Below are 26,139 nucleotides of genomic sequence, written 5' to 3'. Positions count from 1 at the left end.
GCAGCTCCTCTGCTGTCCAGCAACGATGAAATCCGTGTCTTATTTTTCGTTTCCTTCTTTGATGGTGAAAAAACGAAAGAAAGAGTCGCGCCAGCGAAAGTCTCTGCGATTGCTGAAACGCCGTGCGTAGCGAGAATAGTCAGCGTTGAATCACTTCTTATTTTTCCCGGAGAAAACGGTGTTAAACCCTGAAAAAAACAAGGTGACGATGATCGCCGCCTGCATCAGTCTGGCTCTGCTTCCTGCCGCTTTTCCGAGCTTCGCACAGCGTGCAGATGACGAAGAAAAAACCCTGACGGTCACCGCCGATGTGGACCCTGAACAAAATGCAGGTTATGTGGCGAAACAGAGCACCACCGGAAGTAAAACCCGGACGCCGGTACTGGCAACGCCGCAATCTCTGAGCGTGATTGGCCGCGATGAACTGACCGACCGTAATGTGCAGACCACCACCGAAGCGCTGCGCTATACGCCTGGGGTGTTTACGTCGACGGCCGCGATCAATACGCGTTTCGACTACTTCAGCATTCGCGGCTTTGACGCTACGCTGAATGGCGCCCTGCTGGACGGGCTGCGATCCACTACGGCTCAGTCCTATGTCCGTTACCAGCCATACGGCATGCAGAGTATCGATGTGCTGCGCGGCCCGGCCGGGTTCCTCTACGGCAGCGGATCGCCGGGCGGCGTGGTCAATGCCATCAGTAAACGCCCGACAGAGCAGCCGCTGCATGAAGTGGGCATTCAGTTCGGCAGCCATGGCCGCACTCAGGGCCAGTTTGACGTTGGTGGCCCGGTGAATGACGATAACAGCGTGTTGTATCGTGTCGTAGGCGTTGCCCGCGACAGCAACACGCCGTTCGAGAATGTGAAAGACGATACGCTGTATCTCGCCCCGTCCATGACGTGGAAACCCAACACTGATACCGCGCTAACCCTGCTAACCTCCTTCAGCCGCGATACGTTTGGCCCACCGCGCAGCTACACGCCGTTGCAGGGTACGCTGCTCAGCAACCCGAATGGCAAAATTCCGCGCAACCAGTATCTCGACGGCAGTAATCTCGATAACCATATGACCCAGCTTAATCTGGGTTACGATCTGGATCACCGCCTGAATGACAATCTCTCGTTGCACTCAACGGCGCGCTACACCCGCACGGAACTGCTGACACAGACCTACTCCGGCATGGGGCTGGCAGCCGATTTGCGTACCCTTAACCGCCGGGCCTATGAGTTCGGCATCAAGGGAGCGATTATCGCCACCGATAATAATCTCAAGGCCGACTGGAATGCTGGCCCGGTGAAAGGTACCAGCGTTCTCGGCGTGTCATATCGCCATACGGGCGAAGATTACTACCTCAACTACGGCAGTGCGCCGTCGGTGGATATCTATAATCCGGTGTACGGCGGGCGTTTCGCTGCCACTACGCCATTTGCCTCCACCTGGCAGAGCGCCGACGAAACCGGGGTGTATCTCAGTAATACGCTGGCACTGGCAGAGAGCCTGCTGCTGGACCTCTCCGCGCGGGAAGACTGGGCATCCGTGCAGACCAGCAACCGTCTGAGCAATACCGATACCAGCCAGAACGATCATCACTTCACCTGGCGAGCCGGATTAACCTGGCTGACCGATTCCGGGCTGGCTCCGTACGTCAGTTACACCACCTCGTTCGCCCCGGTGCTGGGCACCAATTTTTACGGCGAAAGCTACAAGCCGACCACCGGCAAGCAAATTGAAACCGGGCTGAAGTATCAGCCGGAGAGCTTCGACGGACTGTTCACGCTCGCCTGGTTCGATTTAGAGCAAAACAATGTCTCCACGACCGATCCCAATCAGCCGCTGAACACCGTCCAGACCGGACAGATCACCTCAAAAGGGATTGAAGCCTCTGCCGCCGCCACCCTGACGCCCTCGTTTAAGCTGACGGCCAGTTACACCTGGAACGATCTCACCACCACCAAAAGCAACACCGCAGGCGCCGAAGGGAAAACCCCGGTGGGAATGCCGGAACAGATGGCGTCCGTCTGGGGCGATTACACCCAGCAACAGGGGCCACTGGCCAGTCTGGGGCTGGGCGCGGGTGTTCGCTACGTCGGCAAAACCTGGGCTGACACCAACAACACTATCCGCGTACCTGACTACACCGTGTTCGATGCGGCGGTGCATTACGATTTGGGCCAGGTGAACTCGTCACTGAAAGGCGCCCGCGTGGCGGTCAACGTCAACAACCTGTTGAACAAAAACTATTACACCACCTGCTCCACCACCTCATGTAACCAGGGCTACGACCGCTCCGTGCTCGCTACGCTCAGCTATCGCTGGTAAGGAAAAAACCGATGATGACAATACTCCGGGCAGGGAAACCTGTCCGCAGTGCGCTTAACGCCCTGCTGTTCACTGCATTACTGATAAGTGCCCAGGTACAGGCCGCCGTGACGGTCACCGATATGCTGAACCGCACGGTCACCCTGCCTGCCCCGGCAAAACGTATCGTGCTGGCGGAAAGCCGCCATATCATGACGCTGGCACTGCTGGAAAAAGATCCGCTGGCAAACGTTGTGGCCTGGGGAACTGACCTGCAACGCTACTCCCCTTCGACCTTCGAGGCGCTGAAACAGCGTTTCCCGCAGGCAGCGAGCATTAAAGAGATTGGGGATCTCAATACCGGCACGTTCTCAATGGAAGCCGCGATTGCCGCCAGACCGGACCTGGTGGTGTTCACGCTGTACGGCGCCATCCCGGAGGGCCTCAACAAGCTGGATGCTGCGCATATCCCTTATGTGTTCGTCGATTTCTTCCGCCATCCGCTGGTAAAAACCGTTCCCAGTATGCTCATGCTGGGCAAGCTGCTGGGGCACGAGAAAGAAGCGGAAGCCTTTGTGGCGTTCTATCAGCAGCATATGAATGAAGTGGCAAAACGTGTGGCGCAGCAACCCCGGCGCCCGCAGGTGTTCTTTCATCTGAATCCCGGCGGTGACGACTGCTGCTTTACCTCCGGTAAAGGCAATATGAGTGACTTTATCGCCGTTGCCGGGGGCGACAATTTGGGCGCGGCAACGCTGCCGAATGGCATTGGCAAACTCAACCTGGAATATGTGCTGGCGAAGAAACCGGACTTCTATCTGGCGGGCGGCGGCTCCACCGTCAGTCGTCGCGGGCTGAACATCGGCCCTTCTGTCGCCCCCACTGAGAGCGCCCGTTCACTGCGGGAGATTGTCAGCCACCCGGCTCTTGCCAGCCTGCCAGCGATCCGCCATCAGCAAGTGGGCGGTATCTGGCTGTTCTTCTTCGATAACCCGCTGTTCTTTATCGGTGTGGAAGAGATGGCAAAAATGCTGCATCCGCAGGCGTTTAACGATATTGACCCGGCCAAAACGCTGGAGGAGCTGAACCAGCGCTTCCTCGCCTTCCCGCTGCGGGGCACATTCTGGACCACCCTGAACCCACAGGAGTAATCATGAAGATCCCGGTCGCGGTACCTATCGCGCAGAACGTCGCGATCGGCATTCTCACGCAGGCCAGCTATCTGGGGCAGGCGCTGCTGGTGGCGCAGGTGCTCACCTTGCTGATGCAGGCAGAGTACGGCGCGCCCGTCATCACCGCGTTGTGGTGGCTGGTTGCCGTTGTGGTGCTGCGTGCGCTGCTGTTGTGGCTGACGGAGATCACCGCCCTACGTATTGCCCGCATCAGCAAAACCGTATTGCGTCAGCGTCTGCTCGACCAGTTGGTGCGCTTTGGTCCTGGCCTCAGTCTGCTCCACCCCGCTGCCGCACTACAGAATACTGTGATTGCCGGAGTGGATGCGCTGGAAGGTTATTACAGTCGCTATCTGCCTGCGGTACTGACGGCGCCCCTCGCCTGTGGCCTGGTACTGGCCGTCATGGCGTGGGTTGACGGACCAACCGCGCTGCTGCTGATGCTGTTTGTCATCGCCTGTCCGCTGTGCGACTGGCTGTGGATGCGCTGGCAGATGCCCAAAGCTAGCAGCGTCTTCAGTGCCATGGGGGACTTCGCCGCCGAACTGCTTGATGCCTTACAGGGGCTGGTGACACTGAAAGTGTTTGGCGCATCTCCACGCTGGCGTGCCCGGCTGGCCAATCGTGCGGCGGCACTGCGCCAGGCTTCCATGACCACGCTGCGGGTGACCTTAATCCGCAGTGGACTGACACGCATGATCACCCTGAGCGGTATTGCACTGGTACTGATGATGAATGCCTGGCGCGTGGCAGAACATCAGCTGACGCCGTTTACCCTGCTGTTGACGCTGTTTATTGCCCGGGAAGCCTTTCGTCCCTTAGCACAGCTGGAAAATGCCTTTTACAGCGCCTGGGCCGCCAGCGGTGCGCGTGCTCCCGTCGACGCCCTGCTGACACTGACGGCTCCGGTGGCGGAACCCGCCAATCCCTGCCCGCGTCCGCTGCATTTTGATCTGCATATCGACCGCATCAGTTTCCGCTACCCGGATAGCCGCCAGGCCCTGTCTGACGTGTCATTGCAGATCCCTGAAAGGCAGTTTATAGCGCTGGTTGGCCCGTCCGGTGCAGGGAAGTCTACGCTCGCCACGCTGCTGATGCGCTGCTTTGATCCTGACCACGGCACGATCTTCCTCGGCGGCACGGATATCACCGAACTCCCACTGGCAACGCTGCGTGAGATGATCAGCGTCGTCTCGCAGGATGTGTTTCTGTTTCATGGCTCAATCGCCGACAACCTGCGCATCGCCAGGCTCGATGCCAGCGACGAAGCACTGCACCAGGCAGCACAGCAGGCGCAGATTGCCGATTTTATCCAGCAGCTCCCTGCCGGTTATGACACACCGGTTGGCGAACGCGGCGCACAGCTTTCCGGCGGTCAGCGCCAGCGGCTGGCGATTGCCCGCGCATTGCTGAAAGATGCCCCGATCCTGATTCTGGATGAAGCTACCGCCAGTGTGGATGCCGCCAGCGAGCGTGCGCTGCGTGATGCCCTGGCGCAGCTCTCCGGGCGCACGGTGATTGCCATCGCTCACCGGCTGGAGAGTATCCGTCATGCTGATCGTATTCTGGTGTTCGATAACGGACGGCTGGCAGAACAGGGCACCCATACACAACTGGTCGCCGCCAACGGACGTTATGCGCAGTTACTCGCCGCACAGGAGGAGCAAACATGAACAAACGCCACAACGGAATTCTGGGATTAATCCGGCTGATGAAAGGCCAGCGCCATCGGGTATTACTGGCGGTGGTAGCGGGCGTGCTGGCACAGGGTGGCACGCTGGCAAGTCTGGCATTGGGTGCTGTGATTGTCGGGCAGGCCATCGTGGCCCCTGACGCTGACACCCTGATAACCGGATGTGCCGGGATGGCCCTGCTGGTGCTGTTTACCGCTGGGGCACGCTGGTGGCAGGGCTGGGCCTCACACGATCTGGCGTTTATGCTGATAGAGAAATTGCAGATGGCCATCTTTGACGGACTGGAACGCGCAGCCCCGTTAACCGCATCCGGCCAGCGTCTGGGGGAACTGGCATCCGTTGCCACCGCCGATGCCGAACGGATGGAACGTTTCTATGCTCATACCCTGGCCGATTACATCGCGGCGTTTATTGTGCCGCTGGCGGCGCTGGCGCTGCTGTATCTGCTCGATCCTCTGCTGATGCTGGTGATGCTGCCCTTCCTGCTGCTGGTCGCCAGCGTGCCCGCGTGGCTGGCGCGCCATGCAGCGCGGCAGGGGAAAGCGGTCACCGGGCAGCTTGGGCAGCTTAACGCCGCAACGCTGGAATTTATCCACGGGTTGCGTGAGCTGGCGCTGTTCGGTCAGACGCAGATCTTTGTGCTGCGTCTGCTGCAGCGAACCCGGCAGCTCAGCCTGGCGCAGCAACGCTACGCGGCCCGCAGCGGGCTGGAACAGGCCACCATCGATCTGCTGAGTGCCAGCGCCCTGCTCGCCATGCTGCTGTGTACCCTGCACCTGCTGCTGGCGGGCGCCCTTATGCCGCAGTGGCTACCGCTGGTGGCGGTACTCAGCATCGGGGCGCTGCTGCCAATCGCGGAGGTCACCCATACAGCCAGTGAATTGGGCGAACTGCATGCCGGGGCCGGACGCATTCTCACCCTCGCCAACCAGGACAGCCGCGTGAAAGATCAAGGAACGGCTGCCCTGCCCGACAACGCCGATGTGATGTTTTCTGCCGTCAGTTTCGCGTATCCTGGCCGTCCGCCGCTGCTGCACCAGGTGGATTTTCATCTCAAGCGGGGCGAAATGGTGGCGCTGGTGGGGCGTTCCGGTGCGGGCAAAAGCACCCTCAGCCAGTTGTTGCTGAGATTGCACGAGGCCACGGAAGGGACGATCACCATTGGCGGCAGCGATATCCGTACCCTGCCGCTCGCCCGTTTGCACCCGTTAATAAGTTGGGTGCCTCAGGACATCGATCTTTTTGCCACCTCGATTGCTGACAATATTCGCCTTGGCCAGCCGGAAGCCTCGCAGCAGCAGGTAGAACAGGCCGCCCGCCTGGCTCAGGCGCATGATTTTATCTGCGCTCTGCCCGATGGTTATGCCACCTCCTGCTCAGGCGCTGATCGTCTCTCCGGCGGCCAGCGCCAGCGTATTGCCATTGCCCGCGCACTACTGACAACAGCACCGATTCTGATCCTCGATGAAGCCTCTGCCAGCCTGGATAGCGAAAACGAACGCGCGTTTCATCAGGCGCTGGATGCGATACGCCAGCAGCGAACCGTGCTGTTAATTGCTCACCGACCGAGTACCATTCAGCGGGCAGACCGCATTATACAACTGGTGGACGGCGTTATTATTTAGCGCGTTTATGACGCAGATCATTTGGTGCCATCCGCGCCCTGAATATTTAATGCTAGAGTGAGGGAAATTAACATTGGACACCCCCTCATGAACCATTTAGAACTTCAGGCATTACGCCACATTTTCTTTCTCAGCCTTGAAGAAGCCGCCAATTATATTGCCAACGATAATGACGTTGCCGCATGGCAACGAAAAGAATCAGGAACGGAACCCGTCAGCGAGGCAATAACTCATCATTTTGATGCGTTATTACTGCAACGACAACATCATATGAATGCCATTATTGATAAAATCAACTCACGCATTGGTAATAACACCATGAAGTATTTCTCTGACTTCGATGAGTTCCAACGCGCCTGCCCTGGAGGCGATCGGCTGGCATGGAAAACCTATCAGTCCGTCGCCGCAGAGCTTTATTCGCTCGGGCTGGAGCGCCTCTGCTAACAGTAACGTGACGCAGCACACAGAATCGTGGATGCCATCCCGGTTCCATCGCCCGGCACAACACAGAATATTTAACATCATCCGCAACACCTTCTTCGCAATTGATTACCTTTCTCTCTCTTTTATTCCATTCCGGGGTTTTACCCCGGTTACAAATGTTAATTATCTTGAGTTTCTATAGATCACTTTGTTAATCCCATAGAAAACCTCTATTGATTACACAAAAAAAAGAATTATTCAGCCTTATCACTGCTCCGTAGTATTAATAACAACAGAATTATTATTGATATTCACCGCACGCCGGATTTATTTATCTGGCAAGAGTCGCAACGGAGCCGATATTATGAATGGTTATCGCCATCTCTTCACCCCAATTACCATTAACGGCATGCGTTTAAAAAATCGCATTATTATGCCGCCAATGGGAACCAATTTCGCCGGGTTAAATGGAGAAGTCAGTGAACAGCAGCTGGATTATTATGCGCTGAGAGCAAAAGGCGGCACCGCGCTGATCACCATTGAAAATGTCTGCATCGATTTTCCCTTTGCCACTAACGGCACCACCCAGCTGCGTATTGATAACGACCAGTATATTCCCGGCCTGTTCCGTCTGACCGAACGCCTGCATCAGCACGGCGCCTGTGTCTCCGTTCAGCTCAACCATGCCGGGGCATCGGCTTATGCCGCCCGCCTGAATCAGCAGCAACCCGTCTCGTCTTCCACCCAGCCGTCAAAGAAAAACGGCAATATTCCGCGTTCCCTGAGCGTGGAAGAAATCTATCAGGTGGTGGAGAAGTTTGGCGATGCTGCCCGGCGCGCCCGTCAGGCAGGCTTCGACTGCGTGGAGATCCACGCCGGGCACTCCTACCTGCTGTGCCAGTTCCTGTCGCCGATCTACAACCAGCGTGACGATGAGTTTGGCGGTTCTGTCGAGAACCGGGCGCGCATCGTGCGCCTGGTGGTGGATAAAGTGCGTGAGCAAGTCGGCCCACGTTTTCCCATCAGCCTGCGCTTCAGCATGGATGACTTCGTTGAGGGCGGTAATCACCCGGAAGAGATGCTGGCACTGCTGGAACACTGCCAGCAGAACGTCGATATGCTCAACGTCTCCGCGGCACTGAACGATACCCTGCAATTCCAGATTGACCAGATGGACCTGCCCGACGGCTGGAAGCGCTATCTGTCACGCGATGTGCGCCAACGCTTCGGCAAACCGACGGTGATCGCCGGAAACATCCGTAACCCTGCCATTGCCGAAGACATCCTTGCCAGCGGCGATGCCGACCTGCTGGCTATCGGTCGCGGGCTGATCGCTGAACCGGCGTGGGTGAACAAAGTGCAGAGCGGCCAGGAGCATCTGATACGTCACTGCATCTCCTGCAATATTGGCTGCGCCGACCATCGCATTGCCCGCTCTCGCCCCATCCGTTGTTCCATCAATCCCGACATCTTGCACGGCGATGCGTATCAGCAACGCCAGATCACCCGTCCGCTCAAGGTGGTGGTGATTGGCGGCGGCACCGCCGGGATGGAAGCCGCCTGCACCGCGGCCGAAGTGGGCTGCCAGACCTGGCTGCTGGAAGCGCAGCCACAGCTGGGCGGCCTGGCACGTGATATTGCCCGCCTGCCGGAAAAACGGCGCATTGCCGGATTCCCGCAGTTTATGGAACGCCGCCTGCGCGCCCTCAGCAACCTTGAAGTCATCACCGGAAAACGTGCTGGCGTGGCGGATATCGCCGCACTCCAGCCAGACCTGGTGGTGAATGCCACCGGATCCACCCCACTGCTGCCGCCGATTAACGGCCTGATGGACTTTATTGACCGTCCCGGCAGCCCGGTGTTCTCCATCACCGGCCTGCTCTCCGGCATCGACAACTTTACCGACACCGCAGGCAAGCGCGTGGTGGTGGTCGGCGGCGGCGCGGTCGGGCTGGACGTCAGTGAATATTTCGCCAAACGCGGCGCGCAGGTCAGCCTGGTCGAGATGCTGGATGCACCGGGCCGCGACCTCGATCTGATCACCAAAAGCAGCATGCTCGCGATGCTCGACGAGCACCAGGTGGCGCTGTGGATGCAGACCCAGTTGATGGCGGTGCATGGCGATCGCTTCAGCGTGAAAAAAGACGATGCCCTGCACGACCTGCCGTTCGACTACGGCTTTGTCTGCCTTGGCATGCGCGCTAACCAGCAAGGGCTGGATGCCCTGCAACAGTGGGCAACCAGCGAACAGGTGCGGCTGATGAACATCGGCGACAGCGTGATGGCGCGCCGCATCATTGACGGCATCCGCGAAGGGCACGACGTGCTTACCACACTGGAAGATATGGGCTGCCTGGCGTGATGCGGTGAGCACTCCCCTGCGCCCGGCGGTAATGAATTTTTTAACATTATGAGGATAGCATCATGGCAGAACGTATCACTGGTCACACCGAACTGATTGGACTGATCGCCACACCCATCCGTCACAGTCTCTCTCCGACCATGCATAACGAAGCGTTTGCCCATCTGGGGCTGGATTATGTTTATCTGGCGTTCGATGTCGGCAACAAAGAGCTGAAAGACGTGATCGCCGGTTTCCGGGCACTGAACCTGCGCGGCTTTAACGTCTCGATGCCGAATAAAACCACCGTGTGCCAGCATCTTGATCACCTCTCTCCCGCCTCAAAACTGGTGGGCGCGGTGAATACCGTGGTCAATGACAACGGCGTGCTCACCGGGCATATCACCGACGGCACCGGTTATATGCGGGCGCTGAAAGAAGAGAACATCAATATCATCGGCGAGAAAATGACGCTGTGCGGAGCAGGCGGTGCCGCCACGGCGATCTGCGTGCAGGCCGCGCTGGACGGCGTGCGCGAAATCTCTATCTTCAATCAGCGCGATGCCTTCTGGGACAACGCGCAGGCCACGCTGCGTAAAATCCAGGACAACACCAACTGCGTGGTGAATCTGTACGATATTGCCGACACGCAAAAACTGCGCGATGAAATGGATGACAGCCTGATGTTCACCAATGCCACCGGCATCGGCATGAAACCGTTCGAAGGCGTTACCCTGCTGCCGGATGAGAGCTTCCTGCGCCCTGACCTGATCGTCTCTGACGTGGTGTACAAACCGCAGCAGACGCGTTTACTGGAAATTGCCGGGAAAAAAGGTTGCCGCACAGTCAATGGCTTAGGCATGATGCTGTGGCAAGGGGCGGCTGCCTTCGAGATCTGGACAGGGAAAGAAATGCCGGTCGACTACATCAAAAACATCCTGTTTTGAGTGAAGGCATCTATGAAAAATACCTACATTCCAACCGCCGCCGGGCTGTACCTGAATTATCTGGTGCATGGCATGGGGGTTTTATTAATGACCCTCAATATGTCCCACCTGGAGCAACAGTGGCAGACCAACGCCGCCGGGGTTTCCGTGGTTATTTCGTCGCTGGGATTTGGTCGTCTGGTGGTGCTGTTTGTCTCCGGCATGCTATCTGATAAGTTCGGGCGCAAACCCTTTATTTATCTCGGTATGCTCTGCTACCTCGGCTTCTTCTTCGGCATTCTCAGCTCGCACAGTATTACCACCGCCTTTGCCTTTGGCTTCCTGGCCGGTATGGCGAACAGCTTCCTCGATTCCGGCACCTATCCGGCCCTGATGGAGTCGTTCCCGAACTCAGCCAGCACCGCCAATATCCTGATTAAAGCCTTTGTTTCCGGCGGCCAGTTCCTGCTGCCGTTTATTATCAGTGCCGTGATCATGGCTGACCTGTGGTTTGGCTGGTCGTTTGTGATTGCCGCCGCCATTATGCTGGCGAATGCGATCTACCTGCTGAAACGTCCGTTCCCGGATCACCGGGCGCAGGCGAAACCGGCCAGCACCGTCAGCGCGCAAGCCACGCCGTCCCAGCCGCAGAGCAAAAGCAACCTGCTGGATATCGCCTGTTTTACCCTGTATGGCTATATCTCGATGGCAACGTTCTACCTGGTGAGCCAGTGGCTGGCGCAGTACGGTCAGTTTGTGGCGGGAATGCCCTACGCCTCGGCGATCAAGCTGCTGAGTATCTATACCGTCGGTTCCCTGAGCTGCGTCTTTGTCACTGCTGCCCTGGTGAAAAAAGCCGTCAGCTCGGTGAATCTGCTGATGCTCTACACCTTTATCTCGCTGGTTGCGCTGCTGGGCGTTTGCCTGCATCCCACGCCTGCGGTGGTAATGGGCTTCGCATTTGTGATTGGCTTCTCGGCGGCGGGTGGCGTGATGCAGCTGGGCCTGACCATTATGGCGATGAGTTTCCCGCACGCCAAAGGCAAAGCCACCGGCATTTTCTACAGCGCTGGCAGCCTGGCGACCTTCACCATTCCGCTGATCACCGCGAAGCTGTCGCAAACCAGCATCGCCAGTATTATGTGGTTTGACGTCGGGATTGCGGCGGCAGGTTTTGCCCTCGCCCTGTTTATTGGCTATCGCCAGCTGGCTGCGCGCAGCGCATCATTGCAGGTTAATCGTGTGCAGGCGTAATGCCTGCTATCAGAGATGAGAACATCATGACCGCTATTGTGAACGTAAAAAATATTACCTTTGGCGCAGGCAAACCGCTGATCTGCGTCCCGCTGGTCGGCCGCACGCTGGCCGCCATCAGTGAAGATGCCCGTCAGCTGGCGGACGTGCAGGCAGATGTGATTGAGTGGCGCGTTGACCACTATGAAGCCGTGGATAACCTGGACGCCGTCAAAGCGGCCCTGCAACAGATCCGCGCCATTTTGCCGCAGGTGCCGCTGCTGTTTACCTTCCGCAGTAAAAAAGAAGGTGGCGAACATGAAATGAGCGATGACGCCTATTTCACTCTCAACAGCGTGATTGTCCGCAGCGGGCTGGTTGACCTGATTGACGTCGAGTTATTTAACGATGAGGCGCGCATCCGGGCACTGATCGACCAGGCGCATGATGCCGGGGTGAAGGTGATTATGAGCAATCATGATTTCCATAAAACGCCGACCAAGACGGAAATCATCGCCCGCCTGTGCCGGATGCAGACGCTGGGCGCGGACCTGCCAAAAATCGCCGTGATGCCGCAAACTGCGCACGATGTGCTGGTGCTGCTGGATGCCACCCTCACCATGAAAGAGGAGTACGCAACCTGCCCGCTGATTACCATGTCGATGGGCAAAACCGGAGCGATCAGCCGCCTGGCCGGGGAAGTGTTTGGTTCGGCGATGACCTTTGGTGCCGCACGCCAGGCCTCAGCGCCGGGACAGATCGCCGTGCAGCCGCTGCGTGAGATGCTTTACGTACTGAGTCATTAATGCCTTACGGGTAAACCTGCGGCATCAGGTTTACCCGCTTTATTATGTCGGTGGTTTATTTCAGATTCAGCTCAGACTGACTGTGCTGAATAATAAACGCTTTAAACGCATTGGCGACCGGGGATAACTGGCGATCTTTGCGGGTAGCCAGATAGATATAACGTGTTTCGCCAGGATCGGTAATACTCATCACCTTCACATCGGAATAATCCAGCGTGGTAATACGCGGCATAATCGCAATGCCGTAATTAATACTGACTAATCCCACCATCGCCGTATCTTCCTCAACGTAGCAGGCAATTTTAGGTGTCAGATTCTTCTGGCTAAATATCCTGTCAATAAATGGCCTTAATCCGCTTTTTTCAGAAAAGAACACAAACGGCCACGCCATCGCTTCATGTAAATCAATCGTCATTGCCTCGCGCTGCGCCAGCGGATGATGACGCGAGGTCACCAGCACCAGCTCCTGGCTGATAATCGGGGTGAACTGAATCTCACTTTCATGGGGAAGATGGGAGCAGATCGCCAGGTCGAACTTATCGGCCTTCAGCTCCTGCACGATAGCGCGGGTGGTGCCCTGAAAGAAGCAGAAGTCCGCCGGGGGTTGCTCCGGCTGCTGGCTGAAGCGCTCGATCAGCTGCGGTACCACCCGTTCCCCCATGGTGTAGATATACGCGAGGTTGACAGTTTCCCGCTGGCTGCCGTTTAATCTTTGCAGTGCCGCACGGCCATTCTCCAGCTCGGCAATCGCCTTTTCCACATAGGGCAGAAACAGCGTGCCCTCTTCGGTAATGCGAATATTTCTCCCCTGTTTGGCAAATAACATCACACCCAGCTCTTTTTCCAGTTCAGAAATGGCATGACTGAGCGAAGGCTGGGTAATAAACAGACTACTGGCGGCGGCAGTATAATGTTCTTTCTCCGCCAGACGTTTAAAATAGTAGAGTTGCTTCAGGTTCATTATGCTGACTCACGGTGATGTTCCCGGTAAATAAAAAGTCATCCCTGACGCAATCCCTGTTATTCACGGAATGTAGACTGAGATAATTCTAATATCGGGGGAGGATAATGAACTTGATGCGCGTCATGGAAGATTGCGGGGGATACGCGGGCAACGCTAAAAATAAACAAGGGCCGACGAGAATCCCGCCAGCCCCTGCTTTCGGACTAAGAACGTTAACGCACAATCAGGCCTAACAGGATGCCGACAGCACCGAAGTCAGAATCACTGAAGGTGGTGTTCGCCAGACCGATGCTGCCCAGGACCGGCAGCAGGAATACCGGAATAAAGGTAATCAGCAGGCCGTTGGTGAAAGCACCCAGGATGGCACCACGGCGCCCACCGGTGGCATTACCGAACACCCCGGCGGCAGCACCGACGAAGAAGTGCGGCACCACGCCCGGAATAATCACCGTCATATTCAGCGCGTACAGCAGGAACATACCCAGCACCCCGGCAACAAAGCTGCTGAGGAAGCCGACCAGCACCGCATTAGGCGCATACGGGAACACCACCGGGCAGTCGAGGGCCGGTTTCGCGTTCGGCACCAGCTTGTCGGAGATGCCTTTAAACGCCGGAACGATTTCCGCAATCACCATGCGCACACCCTGCAGCACGATGTAAACCCCGGCGGCAAAGGTAATGGACTGCATCAGCGAGAACATAAACCAGTTTTTGCCACCTGCGTTCATCTCTTTCACCGTTGACGGCCCCGCCACCAGACAGGTGAAGATAAAGATGAAGAACATGGTAAAGGCAATCGCTACCGGCGTATCACGCAGGAACAGCAGGCTTTTCGGCACTTCCATATCTTCGGTGGATTTCTCTTTGTTACCGAACTTGCTGCCGATCCAGGCAGACAGTAACTGAGAAATCGCCGAGAAGTGACCAAATGCCACATCGTCTGAACCCGTCACCTTCTTCATATACGGGTGGACAATCGCCGGGAAGAACACCATCGACACGCCAACCACCAGCGAACCGACCGCGATCAGGCTCGCGCCTTTCATGCCTGCGGTAGCGAGGATCACCGCCACCATCATCGACATAAACAGCGTATGGTGACCCGTCAGGAAGATGTATTTCCACGGCGTGAAACGGGCAATCGCAATATTGATCACCATCGCGAAGAACATAATCATCGCCATTTCAGTACCGAAGCTCTTCTGCGCTACGGCAACAATCGCTTCGTTGTTTGGCACCACGCCCGGAATACCGAAGGCATGATGGAAGATCGCGGCAAAGTCGCCCAGTGAAGAGACAATCAGCCCGGCACCGGCACCGAGGATCAGGAAGCCCATCACGGTTTTCACTGTGCCTTTAATCACTTCTGTGGCCGGTTTTTTCTGTGCAACCAGACCGATCAATGCAATCAGCCCCACCAGAATGGACGGCTCGGACAACACATCACTCATTAAAAAACGGAAAAATTCCATTTTTGGCTCCCTTATAACGCGCCGAGTTCAGTCAGAGCCGCAGAAATGCGCTCTTTCATCGCCACTTTGTCTACCATGTTTTTCAGGGAGACAATCTTACCGCCCACCTGCTGAGCCACCAGCTGCTCGGCAATATCGGAGGTGCCGACGAAGATATCGCTGGCGGTGCCTTTGGCTGAACCGAGGTCAACATGGTCGACTTCCGCATTCACGCCCAGATCTTTAACGATTGTTTTAATGCTCATTTCCATCATCAGGCTGGTACCAAGACCGTTGCCACATACCACGGTGATTTTCATTTTTTTTCCTCTGGAGAATTAATAGCGTGAAATAATGGATAAAATCTGTTCAACCTCGGTCGCTGCAATCAGCGATGCCGTATCTTCCGGGGTATCAAACAAGTGGGCGAGCGCGGTAATAATGCCGATATGGCTGTTACTGTCCGTCGCCGCCAGCACAATCAGCAGATGCACCGGGTCATTTCCTTCTGAATCGAAGTTTACACCCTCGCGGACCACCGTCAGGCTGACGCCCATTTTGTTTGCGCCGTCTTCAGGACGTGCATGAGGCATAGCGATACCGGGGCCAACCACGTAATATGGACCAATCGCCTCGTGTGAGCGGTAGATAGCCTCGACATAACGGGCTTCAATGGTGCCATTATCGCGCAGCGGCTGGCAGGAAAGTGAGACAGCCTCACGCCAGTCAGTGCAGGCAGGGATAATCTGAACAACGTCGGCTGTCAGTAATTCTTTAAGCATGTGTGTCACCTCTCTCTTAATCGCCCGAGCAGAGTAGTGTGAGACTCATCTGATTAATGTGACGAACATCTAAAAAGATAACGCTAACTGTTATAACTATCATTAATTGTGATCGGCTTATCATCAGCCGGAGAATAATTTGTTGCCAGACGTCGGCAACGGCACACTGACGGTGAGAATGGGTCAGGCATGCCTGACCCCTACGCTAATTTCGTGGGGGCGAGGTACACCTCACCATCACATGCGCGTTGATAATGGGTCAGGCGTACCTGACCCCTACGCTAATTTCGTGGGGGCGAGGCACGCCTCACCATCACATGCGCGTTGATAATGGGTCAGGCATGCCTGACCCCTACGCTAATTTCGTGGGGGCGAGATACGCCTCACCATCACATAGATTTTTGTAGGGGCGAGGCACGCCTCGCCCGGCCCTGCCGGAACCAGTAAAGAAGGAGAACCAGGATGCGCAAGCGTCGCAGTAGCGGTCGGGTGACGCTGCAGGATGTCGCCGATTATGTCGGCGTCGGGGCCATGACCGTGTCGCGCGTGATGCGCACACCGGAGCTGGTGTCAGACAGTGTTCGTAACAAAGTAGAACAGGCCGCCCGCGCACTGGGCTATCAGGCCAACCCGGAAGCCAGCGAACTGGCAGCCGGGCGCAGCGACCGCGTCACCTTGCAGGATGTCGCCCGCCATGCCGGTATCGGCCCGATGACGGTATCGCGCGCGCTGCGCGATCCGAGCCAGGTCTCTGAAGCCTCGCTCATCAAAATCCAACAGGCGGTCGCGACCCTCGGCTACGTGCCCAATCAGGCCGCCAGCACGCTCGCCTCGTCCCAGTTGCATACCGTGGCCGTGCTCTACCCCTTTCAGCACGATCGTGCCAGCACCCGCTTTGTTCAGGCACTGCAACAAACCCTGAGTAAACAACCTTTCCAGCTGATCATGGCCTGCCATGAATATCATCAGTACGGTGAAACGCCGCTGGTAGAAAAACTGCTGCAAAACCGCCCTTCCGCCCTGGTACTGTTCGGGGCGCAGCTCTCCAAAAAGACCTGCGACCTGATTGAATCCGCTGAACTGGTGACGGTTAACGTCTGCGGTGCGGAGCGTTTTTCTGCCGATATCACCCTCGATATCGCCATCAACGATGCGGCCGAACGCCTGACGGCGCATCTGCTGGATAAAGGCTATCGCCGCATCGGTTTTATTGGCGCGCACACGGATAACCGCCTGCACAAACAGCAGCTGAACGGCTGGCATAAAGCGATGCTGATGCACTATCAGAATGCGGACCTGATGATCACCGTGCCGGATGCGCCAAGCCTGGAATTTGGCCGCTATGCGCTGGGGCAGCTACTGCAAAATCAGCCGGATCTGGATGCGATTATCTGTAGCCATGAAGAGATTGCTTTTGGTGTACTGTCTGAGTGTCAGCGGCGACTGTTGAAGGTACCCTATGATATGGCGGTGGCCTGCCTTGATGGCTCGGCTAACTGCGATCACACCTTTCCGGCGCTGACCTCAATGCGACTGAATTACGAAAAGCTGGGCCAGCAGGTGGGCCAGCAGCTGATGGCGATGCTGGACAATGCCCCGCAGCCGCAGGAAGAACAGGTGAGATTCAGCCTGGAACCCGGTGCCAGCAGCTAACATACCCTGAATAATTCGAGGTGCGTTGAGGCGGCAAGAGAGCGAATCCCGATGAGCTTACACAGGTAAGTGATTCGGGTGAGTGAACGTCGCCAACAAAGAGGCAGCTTGAAGTATGACGGGTATAAATTAAACGATGCAAGGAGAGACCATGACTTATCCCGTAGCGCGATCCCTGACCGTCACCGAAGCGCTCGACAGCCTCGAAAACCATTACAACGCGGCAGTTGATGCCCTGCGCGACGCCATCACGGCGTTCATCGCTGACGGCAGCCTGCCTGATGCCACACAGCGCGCAGCTGGCCTGTTTGTTTATCCGCAGCTGCGCGTCACCTGGGACGGCGTGGCCCCCTCCCAGCGCCTGACCCGCGCCTTTGGTCGCTTCACCCGCGCAGGCAGCTACAGCACCACCATTACCCGCCCGGCCCTGCTGCGCCACTACCTCAGCGATCAGCTCACGCTCCTGACCCAGGAGTATCAGGTGCAGATTGACGTGCTGCCATCGCAGCAGGAGATCCCCTTCCCGTATGTGATTGACGGTTCCGGCCTGGCGCTGGATCGCAGCATGAGCGCCGGGATCGCCCAGCATTTCCCGACCACCGAGCTGTCGCAGATTGGCGATGAAAATGCCGACGGACTGCTACCGCCGGGTGAAACTTTCCCGCTGTCGCACTTCGATGCCCTGCGCACCGACTTCTCGCTGGCACGCCTGCGCCACTACACCGGCACGCCGGTAGAAGATTTCCAGCCCTACGTGCTGTTCACCAACTACACGCGTTATGTCGATGAGTTTGTGCTGTGGGCCTGCGAACAGATTGCCGACCCGACGTCTCCGTATCTGGCGCTCTCCTGCGCGGGCGGCACCACCATCACGCATGATACGCCGCACCCGGAACAGACGGTGTCTGACCTCGCCTGGAAAAAACACCAGATGCCCGCCTGGCACCTGATTGGCAAAGACGGCCAGGGCATCACGCTGGTGAACATTGGTGTGGGCCCGTCGAATGCTAAAACCATCTGTGACCATCTCGCCGTGCTGCGCCCTCATGCCTGGCTGATGATCGGCCACTGCGGCGGACTGCGCGAGAGCCAGACCATTGGCGACTACGTGCTGGCGCACGCCTATCTGCGTGACGACCATGTGCTGGATGCCGTGCTGCCGCCGGATATCCCCATCCCGAGCATTGCCGAAGTGCAGCGCGCGCTGTATGACGCCACCAAGCTGGTGAGCGGGATGCCAGGTGAAGCGGTGAAAGAACGCCTGCGTACCGGCACCGTGGTGACCACCGACGACCGCAACTGGGAGCTGCGTTATTCGGCTTCCGCTCTGCGTTTCAACCTCAGCCGCGCCGTTGCCGTCGATATGGAAAGCGCCACCATCGCCGCCCAGGGTTACCGCTTCCGCGTGCCTTACGGCACCCTGCTGTGCGTTTCCGATAAACCGCTGCACGGCGAAATTAAGCTGCCGGGCCAGGCAAACCGTTTCTATGAAGGCGCCATTTCCGAGCATTTGCAGATAGGCATTCGCGCCATCGACCTGCTGCGCGCCGAGGGCGACCGCCTGCATTCACGTAAGCTACGGACGTTTAATGAGCCGCCGTTCAGGTGAGTTGAGTATGTAGGGAAACAAAACCGCTTATGCCTTTGAGGTCAGAGCGGTATGGATGATTTTGGAATGCTGTCCCGTTTGGGATGGCATTTTTTTGATGCTGTAGATTTCACAACCTGATAGTGAAATAGGGTAACTATTTCTGGAAGGTAATATATGAACTCCAGGAACATCAGTACAATAAATTTTTAATTAGCTAAAGTTTTATCGTAAAAAGCCGATAGCAATACAAAAGGACTTATTCTGATAACATCGATATAGCATGGAGGCACAACAATGAGATTTTTAATAGCATTTGCAATACTTTTTTCTCTTCCTCTCTATGCCGAAGATGACGACTATGGCCCACCCATCACGTTATGTTTGAACAAGCATGCTATTCCCTATATCAACACCACCATTCCTGTTGAGAATATTGTTAATGGCGCTTATAAGGCGTGTGATGGTATCGTTAATCAATGGAATCGTGAACGTACAGCATTACCAAAAGAAATGAACATTAAACAGGATAAGGATCTCCGGGAGATGTATATCCGAATGATTGAAATTCGCCGAAAAAACAAGAAATGATTGATTTTTAGCATAAAAATAACCGATGCTGGCAATAACCTTATTACCATTTCAAAAAACACTGAATGAGAAATTTTTACTTCGCGAGAAAAAAATGAAAAAATCAGCTGTAAATATTGTTTGTACTATTTTATTATCTTTGCTTTTGAATGGATGTACCATTATTGAGAATGGAGATTGGTACAAAACGGATCTGACGCAAACGCCACTTAATAAAGATTTAACCAAAAAATACAGAAATAGTGATGGCAGCCAGCCTGTTTTATACATTCCGGGCTCAAAGAAATTTGCTGAGCTAGTGCAAGATACTGGTGAGTTATACATTGATCATGCCTATATGGTAAAAAAAACACTCATCCAATGGGATAATGTTTTTCAAAGGTTTGTCGACTGGAAACCCTCTCCTAATCAGATAATCGAACTCAGTGATCCTGTCACCACTGCCACAGCATTCAGACCTTTAGGAACAAGTCACAAGGTCAGCTTCATGGAGATTAGGGGAAAAAAATATTTGGTTTTCACTCATTATCAATTGCCTCCTTTTAGTGATGATATCTATTCCTATGATGAAGAAAACGTTATAAAGATGAGAGAGCTATTCAGATCACTTAACTCTGTGTTAGTGGATTAATTGAAATAAATGGAAAAGTGAGGATCAATTTCTTGTCTGTTTTTTAAAGTAAAAAAATACAGTTTAGCAATTTCCTTTTCAATACAGAAATATCCGCTCGTGGCTCTAACCGGCCAGACACCCGCTTCGAAGGTCTGCGAAGAGCGAGGAGTGGAAATTGGTAACAGCATTCCCTGTGAATCAACGGCGAGTATGTAAGGTTAAGGTCACATCTTCTGATCACCGGTTAAGCACGACTTGTGCCCGGATTATAAAAATACCCCGTCCTGCATACCTGACATAAGATCATGGCAAATTCTCCGGTCAGATAACTGGCGAGATCACGCTTTATTGCTGGTTTTAAAACTTCATTTCAATGACGTCTTTGAAGGGGTCAATTTGGATAAAGAAAAGTAATGTACATTAAGGTGATTTTTTGTACATATGAGCGATGATAGGGGAACTTGACCACGTTGACAGGCAGCATTGAGTGAGTAACTGACTTCGAGTTATATGAATTATAAGGGATTCAAATGTTACTGGCACAACTTTCTGGGATGCATACAGTCACACTAAGTGTTTAAACAAGGTTCTGTACTATGGCTAACCCATCAGTTAAGTTTGTTTCCGATCTTTCGATTTCGCCCTGTCAGAGGCCACTTATTTCTTTGTTATGTTTTAAGGATAATTCATGAGTAATGGAGCACAATCATTTTTTAGTCAATTGCTAATTTCCATAATTTCTATATTGTTAGGGTCATTTCTTTTTGCTGGAGTTCTAGAGAGCTACAAAAAAGACCAAGGACTTCAAGAGGAGTTTATAAAGGATTACTTCAGGCCAATGATGGAATTACAAAGCTCTTGTTCATCTTCACACAATGAACTATTTCTAAAGTATGGGGAGTTATCTGGTTCTTATCAACTCATGTCTAATGAAATAGTACATATGACATTGACCCCTGATTCAAAATTAGGCCAATATTATGAAGCTATTCCAATGTCTATTATTAAAGAAAATACAGAGTTAAAAAAAGTAGTTAAAGATCTTGAAATAACGGTTAAAAAATGCAAGTCCAATTTATTCCTCAAATATGAAGAACTTGCATTAGTTACTGGTTCATACCCAGAGTTTAGGAATTTAGCAAAAAAATATACAAATGCGATTAACACCATCTATTCAGAAAGACAAAAAAAAGCTAAGGAAAATACAAAAAATACAGACCCTAATCAGCTAATGCCATTAATGCGGAAATTTATTGCTATGGATCTATCCACCAGTGAAAATAAATCCATGCTTGCATGTGAAATGGAGAGAATATCTAAAATAACAACACAGCATAGTTTAATAATGGCAGAGCATGAGGAGTTAATATTCAAGGAAGATAATGATTTCTTTCTAAGTCTTCATGATCTTTATGCAATAAAAATTAGTGAAAAGTATTCGGGTGGATTTATCAGTTGGGTATTTTAAAACATGATAACTCATCAACTACGACGCTTACTGCGTAGAACGCGTAAACCTGTGAAGGTTATTAATGTGTTAGGTAATCTCCACTCATGGCACACAGCAGACAAACACGTGACGCTGAGGGTCCGCTGAGAGCGAGGAGCGGAAATTCGCAGTTGTTCTCATAACTGATAAAGACATTACTTACATTTTTGTGTCTTAATAAACGCGGAACATGCCAAAGGTTCTTCACTTTATCCGGCCATTTCACTTTTTTGAGAGTGGCTTCCACTGCCTCATCAGCAAAGTTCTGAATCGAGGTGCTGATGTCCAGACTGGTTGATGAAGTTCGCCAAGCTTTCGGACACTGCTGATAGCTTTCAGGCTAACGTCGTCGTTAAGAATGTTCAGAAAGTCCATCTGGTCGATCTCAACCAAACGTGGAGCACATAATTAGCAACGATACCCACATCTTCATTGCGCTTCGTTTTGAGTTCGATGATTCTTTTTGGGATGACCGGTTTACGGGTACGGTACAGTTAGCAGTCTTGCCGCTGTATCCCGCTCGAATAGCCAGTCACTTGTGTAGGGTTTAAATCGACGAGGTGCTCACGACAGGAGATTTCTTGTTTGTCAGTGATGCCATTGTTCTTTATCAGGAAGGTGATGAGTGGAAGATATACTGTTTGTGATGAGCTGGATTAAAGATCATCATGTGGTGTCATTAACTTTTGGAATCTTATCCGCAATTTTATGGATTAAATCTGCCACAGCAAAAGTTGAACTAGGCAAAAAAATTGTCATGGTCACATATGAAGATCCCGAACTTAATGTAAATCTCCATGATTTCTTCGCCACCGCGCGGCTTCAATCTAAGTACAATTCATTTGCGGCATTGTCTGCGGCTGCAACAGCGCTATTCCAGATTCTTGGTTTGTAAAGCTGACCTGCCCCCATTGATTAATACCCTTTGGGGTTGGCAATGTCTGATCCTGGCTGTGAGTTCAACTGATGGATGCAACACATTGGTTAAAACGCTCTGCGGGTGATTCATAGTCTAGCGTTTTTCTCGGTCTTTCGTTGAGCTGTCTGGCAACGCTGTTTAGTCTTTGCTGGCTGTGAACCGATAAGTCAGTTCCCTTTGGAAAATATTGTCTGAGCAACCTGTTCGTATTTTCATTTGAGCCACGTTGCCAGGGATATTGAGGATCACAGAAGTAAATCTGGATGTCTGTTGCTACAGTAAACCGGGTGTGGCTGGTCATTTCAGCCCCCCGATCCCAGGTTAATGTTTTATAAAGCTCAACAGGTAATTCCCTGGCTTGCCTGATGAGTGCAGATATAACGGTTATGGTCTTGTTGTCCCTGATTTTGGCCAACATAACAAAGCGGGAATGGCGTTCTACGAGAGTGACAATATAGGAGTTTTTCGAGCCCTGGATCAGATCGCCTTCCCAGTGACCTGGTATGGCTCTGTCTGCGGCTTCAGGTGGCCTTTCTCTGATAGGTATCGCATCCGGGATTGACCCTAATCCTTTCCCTTTAAGCGATGACGTTCTGGATCTACGCACAACTCTTCCGCTTCTGAGGCATTGCTGTAGTTCTTTTTTTAATGCTCCCTAGGTTTGTATAAAAAGCGTTTTATAAATCGTTTCGTGTGACACATGCATTTCCTGATTATCCGGATAACAGCGTTTCAGCCAACCGGCGATTTGTTCCGGCGACCAGTCCTGATGCATCTTTTCTGCAATGAGTTTACACAATGTGGGGCTTTCAATTAGCTTGCAAGGTTTTGGTCTCAGAGCACTTTCCCACGCAGCTGTATCTGCTTTTGCTGCACGGTATTGTTTTGCACCTCCATGCCTCTTGATCTCGCGGCTAATCGTTGAGGGGGCTCTTGATAATTTGTCAGCGATATCCCTGATGCTACGTCTTGCTACCAATCCTCTGGATATCTCCTCTCTTTCATTAAGTGAAAGAGCCAGTCGGTGCCGCTTTCGAACAGGAGGACGATACCCACCAGTCTGGTGGATAGTCGGCATAATAGAAGAATGAAATCTGTCGAACATTCTGGCGATATCATGCAGGGAATCCCCTTGCTTATATCTGTCCCAGATAATCGCCTTTTGTTCTGGCGTATAGTGAATGCGAGTTCTTCGTTTCATGGCAACATCCCCCTTCTTTAAGGATAGCGTTGCATCGACACGTTGAACTCACAGCACATAGCGGTCATTCACATTAATACCCTGATGGCACCCTCTGGTTCCCCGGCGCTGCCGGGTCGTCAGCCCTGCTGCCTCAAATGAGGGCGAAAAAAGTGAAAGTGAATGGACTGATGAAGAGTTACCAGTTAAGACTGAGAAAGGCCTGCTTTGAGCGACAAGCGTACGTGTTCCTGACAAGATAAATAATAATGAAGAAAAAGACTAGATTGGGTTAAGGGCTCAAGCTAAAATTTAGGCAGGCATACATTTTTCTCTTTAAAATAATAAAAGAGATAACCCATTGTAAAAGGATTGCATAATGTTTGATTTTTCATTTATTAAAAATGATCTTTCTAATGAAACGATCAGTGTTCGTTGTGGAGAGGTTAATTTTTTTGTCGGTGGAAATGGAACAGGGAAATCATCCCTCGTTAATAAATTATATCGAGAATTCTCAGATGATAATTCCGTATACGTCGTTGCACATAGAAAAAATACATTCAATACGGATGTGGTTGATTTTAGTCACGCAGATTATGAAAATGCAATCATGAGAGTGTTAGGTGACTCTAAATCTGAAGAAAGTAGATATCGGACATATTGGGAGGATGAAAGGACTACGTTGCCAATAGTAAGATTAAAAAATAAATCAACATCCCACGCTGTCAAAAGTATGCAATATTTAAAAGCTGGCGGTAAATTAGAAGAACTTGTTCTTCACAACGAAATTGATATAGTTAATAATATCTTTAAAAATAGTGGGTTTAATCTTGAATTTATCATCGATGAAGAGTCAAAATTAATGGTAAATAATTTTAGCTATGAGCCAGCAAAAAAATATTCACTATCCCGAATGTCTGATGGGGAAAAAAGTGCATTAATTATCTGTTGTGAAATTTTATGTGCTAATGGTGGCGCACTTATTGTTCTTGATGAGCCTGAACGCCACTTACATAAACGAATAGTATCTCTTCTCTTATCAAATCTTATCGAGACTCGCAGAGATTGTGCTTTTGTCATATCAACACATGAATTGACATTACCTTCTTTTTTCAGAGATTCTACAGTTGTAAGTGTTAATAGCTGCATCTATGAAAATGACATGCCTACTCAATGGAGTGCAACTGTTATAAACAGATATGATGAGACATTGAATGGTTTAGCGGAACAAATAAAAGCTGACATTCTCGGTGCAAGAAATAATATGTTGTTTGTGGAAGGTACACAGTCAAGCCTGGATGCTGAGTTGTACGGTGCTTTATTTGATAATGTATCAGTAATATCAAAAGAAAAATGTGATCTTGTTGAACAGGCAGTTAAAGGTTTGAGAAACAATGCTGCTGCGCATTGGGTTAATGCTATTGGAATAATAGATAATGACAATAAGCTTCCATCACAAATAGAAAACTTAAACTCAAACTTTGTTTTCAGTCTTTCAGTACATTCAATTGAATCAATTTACTATCATCCTAAAATGATAAAGTGGGTGTTGAATTCTGTTAAGGATACTAATTTGACTTCTACTGTTGATGAATGTTTTGGTGAGGTTTGTGAAATTATACGTTCTGCTCTTGAAGATAAAAAAGAAAGTTTGTGTTGCCGAGCAATAGAGAAAAAAATCCGAGCAGAAGTAATATCTTCAATTCCAACGCAAAGAGACATTCGTGTAGGTGGGATCTATAATAAAGAAATTAATTTTTCTTCATTTTTAAATGATGAGATTATTTTTTTTGATAACTTAATGAATTCATCCGATTTTGACTCGCTCGTTGGTCGTTATCCAATCAGAGAAACGAACTTTCTGACTCCTGTTGCCAAACAATGTGGTTTTATAGATAAAAAAAGATATGAACTGAATGTTATTAGGGTTGTAAAAAATAATTCCGATGCCAGAAAGTTTGTGCTCTCTTTACTCGGCGGTGCCGCCGAGGCTCTCATTCAATAAGAAAAGAAGAGCTAATTAATTATTTAAAGTAACAGTCTTTTTTAAATAAAGGTTGTTGCATTATGAGCTGATATATTGGTCAAATCCCTTTCAATCTTTCTAATGTCCGCTTCTGGCACACAGCAGACAAACACGTGGCGCTGAAGGTCCGCTCCGAGCGAGGAGCAGACATTAGAACGTACCTGTTAATCTGGAAGCTGACAATATGCTGCTTTAAATGACGTTAGGCTTCTCTCTGCTCTGGTAGTGGTTATAGGAGCGTATTGAGAGTAGTTGTCTTTTAGAGGGGCAATACGTTATGCTCATTTCGCTCGTCATATCTTATATGATGTCAACATACACCATAAAATTTCTAACCGGTATTGAAGATGGAAAATTCAGA

General features: G+C 52.2%; 20 protein-coding genes and 2 pseudogenes. 16 read left to right on the top strand and 6 right to left on the bottom strand.

All coding sequences use genetic code 11. The features are described from left to right. Positions 1–178 precede the first annotated feature (178 nt). From HHI26_RS21135 to aroD, 9 genes are all read left to right on the top strand, one after another. Positions 179–2,323 (top strand): TonB-dependent siderophore receptor, encoded by a 2,145-nt coding sequence (locus HHI26_RS21135; RefSeq protein WP_205945654.1) that lies wholly within the window; start codon positions 179–181, stop codon positions 2,321–2,323. Between the two features lie 11 nt (positions 2,324–2,334). Continuing rightward, a complete protein-coding gene (locus tag HHI26_RS21130; RefSeq protein ID WP_171149647.1) occupies positions 2,335–3,453 on the top strand; it encodes an ABC transporter substrate-binding protein in 1,119 nt (372 codons plus the stop codon). A gap of 2 nt (positions 3,454–3,455) precedes the next feature. After that, a complete protein-coding gene (locus tag HHI26_RS21125; RefSeq protein ID WP_171149646.1) occupies positions 3,456–5,147 on the top strand; it encodes an ABC transporter ATP-binding protein in 1,692 nt (563 codons plus the stop codon). Then, a complete protein-coding gene (locus tag HHI26_RS21120) occupies positions 5,144–6,793 on the top strand; it encodes an ABC transporter ATP-binding protein (RefSeq protein WP_171149645.1) in 1,650 nt (549 codons plus the stop codon). Before HHI26_RS21125 ends, HHI26_RS21120 begins: the two co-directional genes overlap by 4 nt. A gap of 87 nt (positions 6,794–6,880) precedes the next feature. Next, positions 6,881–7,237 carry a DUF1870 family protein gene (locus tag HHI26_RS21115; protein WP_171149644.1) on the top strand — a complete coding sequence of 119 codons (357 nt, stop codon included), beginning with the start codon at positions 6,881–6,883 and terminating at the stop codon, positions 7,235–7,237. A 343-nt stretch (positions 7,238–7,580) separates the two neighbouring features. Continuing rightward, positions 7,581–9,578 carry an FAD-dependent oxidoreductase gene (locus tag HHI26_RS21110; protein WP_171149643.1) on the top strand — a complete coding sequence of 666 codons (1,998 nt, stop codon included), beginning with the start codon at positions 7,581–7,583 and terminating at the stop codon, positions 9,576–9,578. A gap of 62 nt (positions 9,579–9,640) precedes the next feature. Beyond that, entirely contained in the window at positions 9,641–10,504 is an 864-nt protein-coding gene (locus HHI26_RS21105; RefSeq protein WP_171149642.1) for a shikimate dehydrogenase, read from the top strand. 12 nt (positions 10,505–10,516) lie between these two features. Continuing rightward, entirely contained in the window at positions 10,517–11,737 is a 1,221-nt protein-coding gene (locus HHI26_RS21100) for an MFS transporter (RefSeq protein ID WP_171149641.1), read from the top strand. A 26-nt stretch (positions 11,738–11,763) separates the two neighbouring features. After that, on the top strand, positions 11,764–12,522 hold the full coding sequence (gene aroD / locus HHI26_RS21095; RefSeq protein WP_171149640.1) for a type I 3-dehydroquinate dehydratase: 759 nt from the start codon (positions 11,764–11,766) through the stop codon (positions 12,520–12,522). 55 nt (positions 12,523–12,577) lie between these two features. Here the strand turns inward: aroD and HHI26_RS21090 are convergent, their stop codons facing one another. The 4 genes from HHI26_RS21090 to HHI26_RS21075 form a co-directional block, all read right to left on the bottom strand. Beyond that, positions 12,578–13,483, bottom strand: coding sequence for a LysR family transcriptional regulator (locus tag HHI26_RS21090; protein ID WP_171149639.1), 906 nt, complete (start codon positions 13,481–13,483; stop codon positions 12,578–12,580). Positions 13,484–13,698: 215 nt separating this feature from the next. Further along, positions 13,699–14,958 (bottom strand): PTS ascorbate transporter subunit IIC, encoded by a 1,260-nt coding sequence (locus HHI26_RS21085; RefSeq protein ID WP_133843122.1) that lies wholly within the window; start codon positions 14,956–14,958, stop codon positions 13,699–13,701. Between the two features lie 11 nt (positions 14,959–14,969). Next, on the bottom strand, positions 14,970–15,257 hold the full coding sequence (locus HHI26_RS21080) for a PTS sugar transporter subunit IIB (RefSeq protein ID WP_171149638.1): 288 nt from the start codon (positions 15,255–15,257) through the stop codon (positions 14,970–14,972). A gap of 18 nt (positions 15,258–15,275) precedes the next feature. After that, positions 15,276–15,719 carry a PTS sugar transporter subunit IIA gene (locus HHI26_RS21075; RefSeq protein WP_133843119.1) on the bottom strand — a complete coding sequence of 148 codons (444 nt, stop codon included), beginning with the start codon at positions 15,717–15,719 and terminating at the stop codon, positions 15,276–15,278. 462 nt (positions 15,720–16,181) lie between these two features. Here HHI26_RS21075 and HHI26_RS21070 point away from each other — a divergent pair, with 462 nt between their 5' ends. The 4 genes from HHI26_RS21070 (at position 16,182) to HHI26_RS21055 (ending at position 20,182) form a co-directional block, all read left to right on the top strand. After that, on the top strand, positions 16,182–17,372 hold the full coding sequence (locus tag HHI26_RS21070) for a LacI family DNA-binding transcriptional regulator (RefSeq protein WP_167864454.1): 1,191 nt from the start codon (positions 16,182–16,184) through the stop codon (positions 17,370–17,372). Between the two features lie 151 nt (positions 17,373–17,523). Continuing rightward, positions 17,524–18,981: an AMP nucleosidase gene (locus tag HHI26_RS21065; RefSeq protein ID WP_133843115.1), complete on the top strand. Its 1,458-nt coding sequence runs from the start codon at positions 17,524–17,526 to the stop codon at positions 18,979–18,981. A 276-nt stretch (positions 18,982–19,257) separates the two neighbouring features. Beyond that, entirely contained in the window at positions 19,258–19,551 is a 294-nt protein-coding gene (locus HHI26_RS21060; protein ID WP_171149637.1) for a hypothetical protein, read from the top strand. 25 nt (positions 19,552–19,576) lie between these two features. Continuing rightward, positions 19,577–20,182 (top strand): hypothetical protein, encoded by a 606-nt coding sequence (locus HHI26_RS21055; protein ID WP_171149636.1) that lies wholly within the window; start codon positions 19,577–19,579, stop codon positions 20,180–20,182. 229 nt (positions 20,183–20,411) lie between these two features. On the opposite strand, the pseudogene HHI26_RS25545 reads toward HHI26_RS21055, so the two are convergent. Further along, positions 20,412–20,548: pseudogene (locus HHI26_RS25545) on the bottom strand (IS3 family transposase); the annotation flags it as partial. 304 nt (positions 20,549–20,852) lie between these two features. On the opposite strand from HHI26_RS25545, the gene HHI26_RS21050 reads away from it, so the two are divergent. Both HHI26_RS21050 and HHI26_RS21045 read left to right on the top strand, forming a co-directional pair. Beyond that, on the top strand, positions 20,853–21,632 hold the full coding sequence (locus HHI26_RS21050; RefSeq protein ID WP_171149635.1) for a hypothetical protein: 780 nt from the start codon (positions 20,853–20,855) through the stop codon (positions 21,630–21,632). A gap of 646 nt (positions 21,633–22,278) precedes the next feature. Then, entirely contained in the window at positions 22,279–22,548 is a 270-nt protein-coding gene (locus HHI26_RS21045; protein WP_171149634.1) for a hypothetical protein, read from the top strand. Positions 22,549–22,612: 64 nt separating this feature from the next. Here the strand turns inward: HHI26_RS21045 and HHI26_RS21040 are convergent. Then, positions 22,613–23,773 (bottom strand): annotated as a pseudogene (locus tag HHI26_RS21040) (IS30 family transposase). A gap of 358 nt (positions 23,774–24,131) precedes the next feature. Here HHI26_RS21040 and HHI26_RS21035 point away from each other — a divergent pair. Then, positions 24,132–25,757 (top strand): AAA family ATPase, encoded by a 1,626-nt coding sequence (locus tag HHI26_RS21035; protein WP_171149633.1) that lies wholly within the window; start codon positions 24,132–24,134, stop codon positions 25,755–25,757. Positions 25,758–26,139 lie beyond the last annotated feature (382 nt).

This window comes from Erwinia sp. JH02 (assembly GCF_013074405.1).
In the GTDB taxonomy this organism is placed as follows: domain Bacteria; phylum Pseudomonadota; class Gammaproteobacteria; order Enterobacterales; family Enterobacteriaceae; genus Erwinia; species Erwinia rhapontici.
The sequence above is the reverse complement of the archived record's forward strand: the minus strand, read 5'-3'. Positions and strand labels throughout refer to the sequence as shown.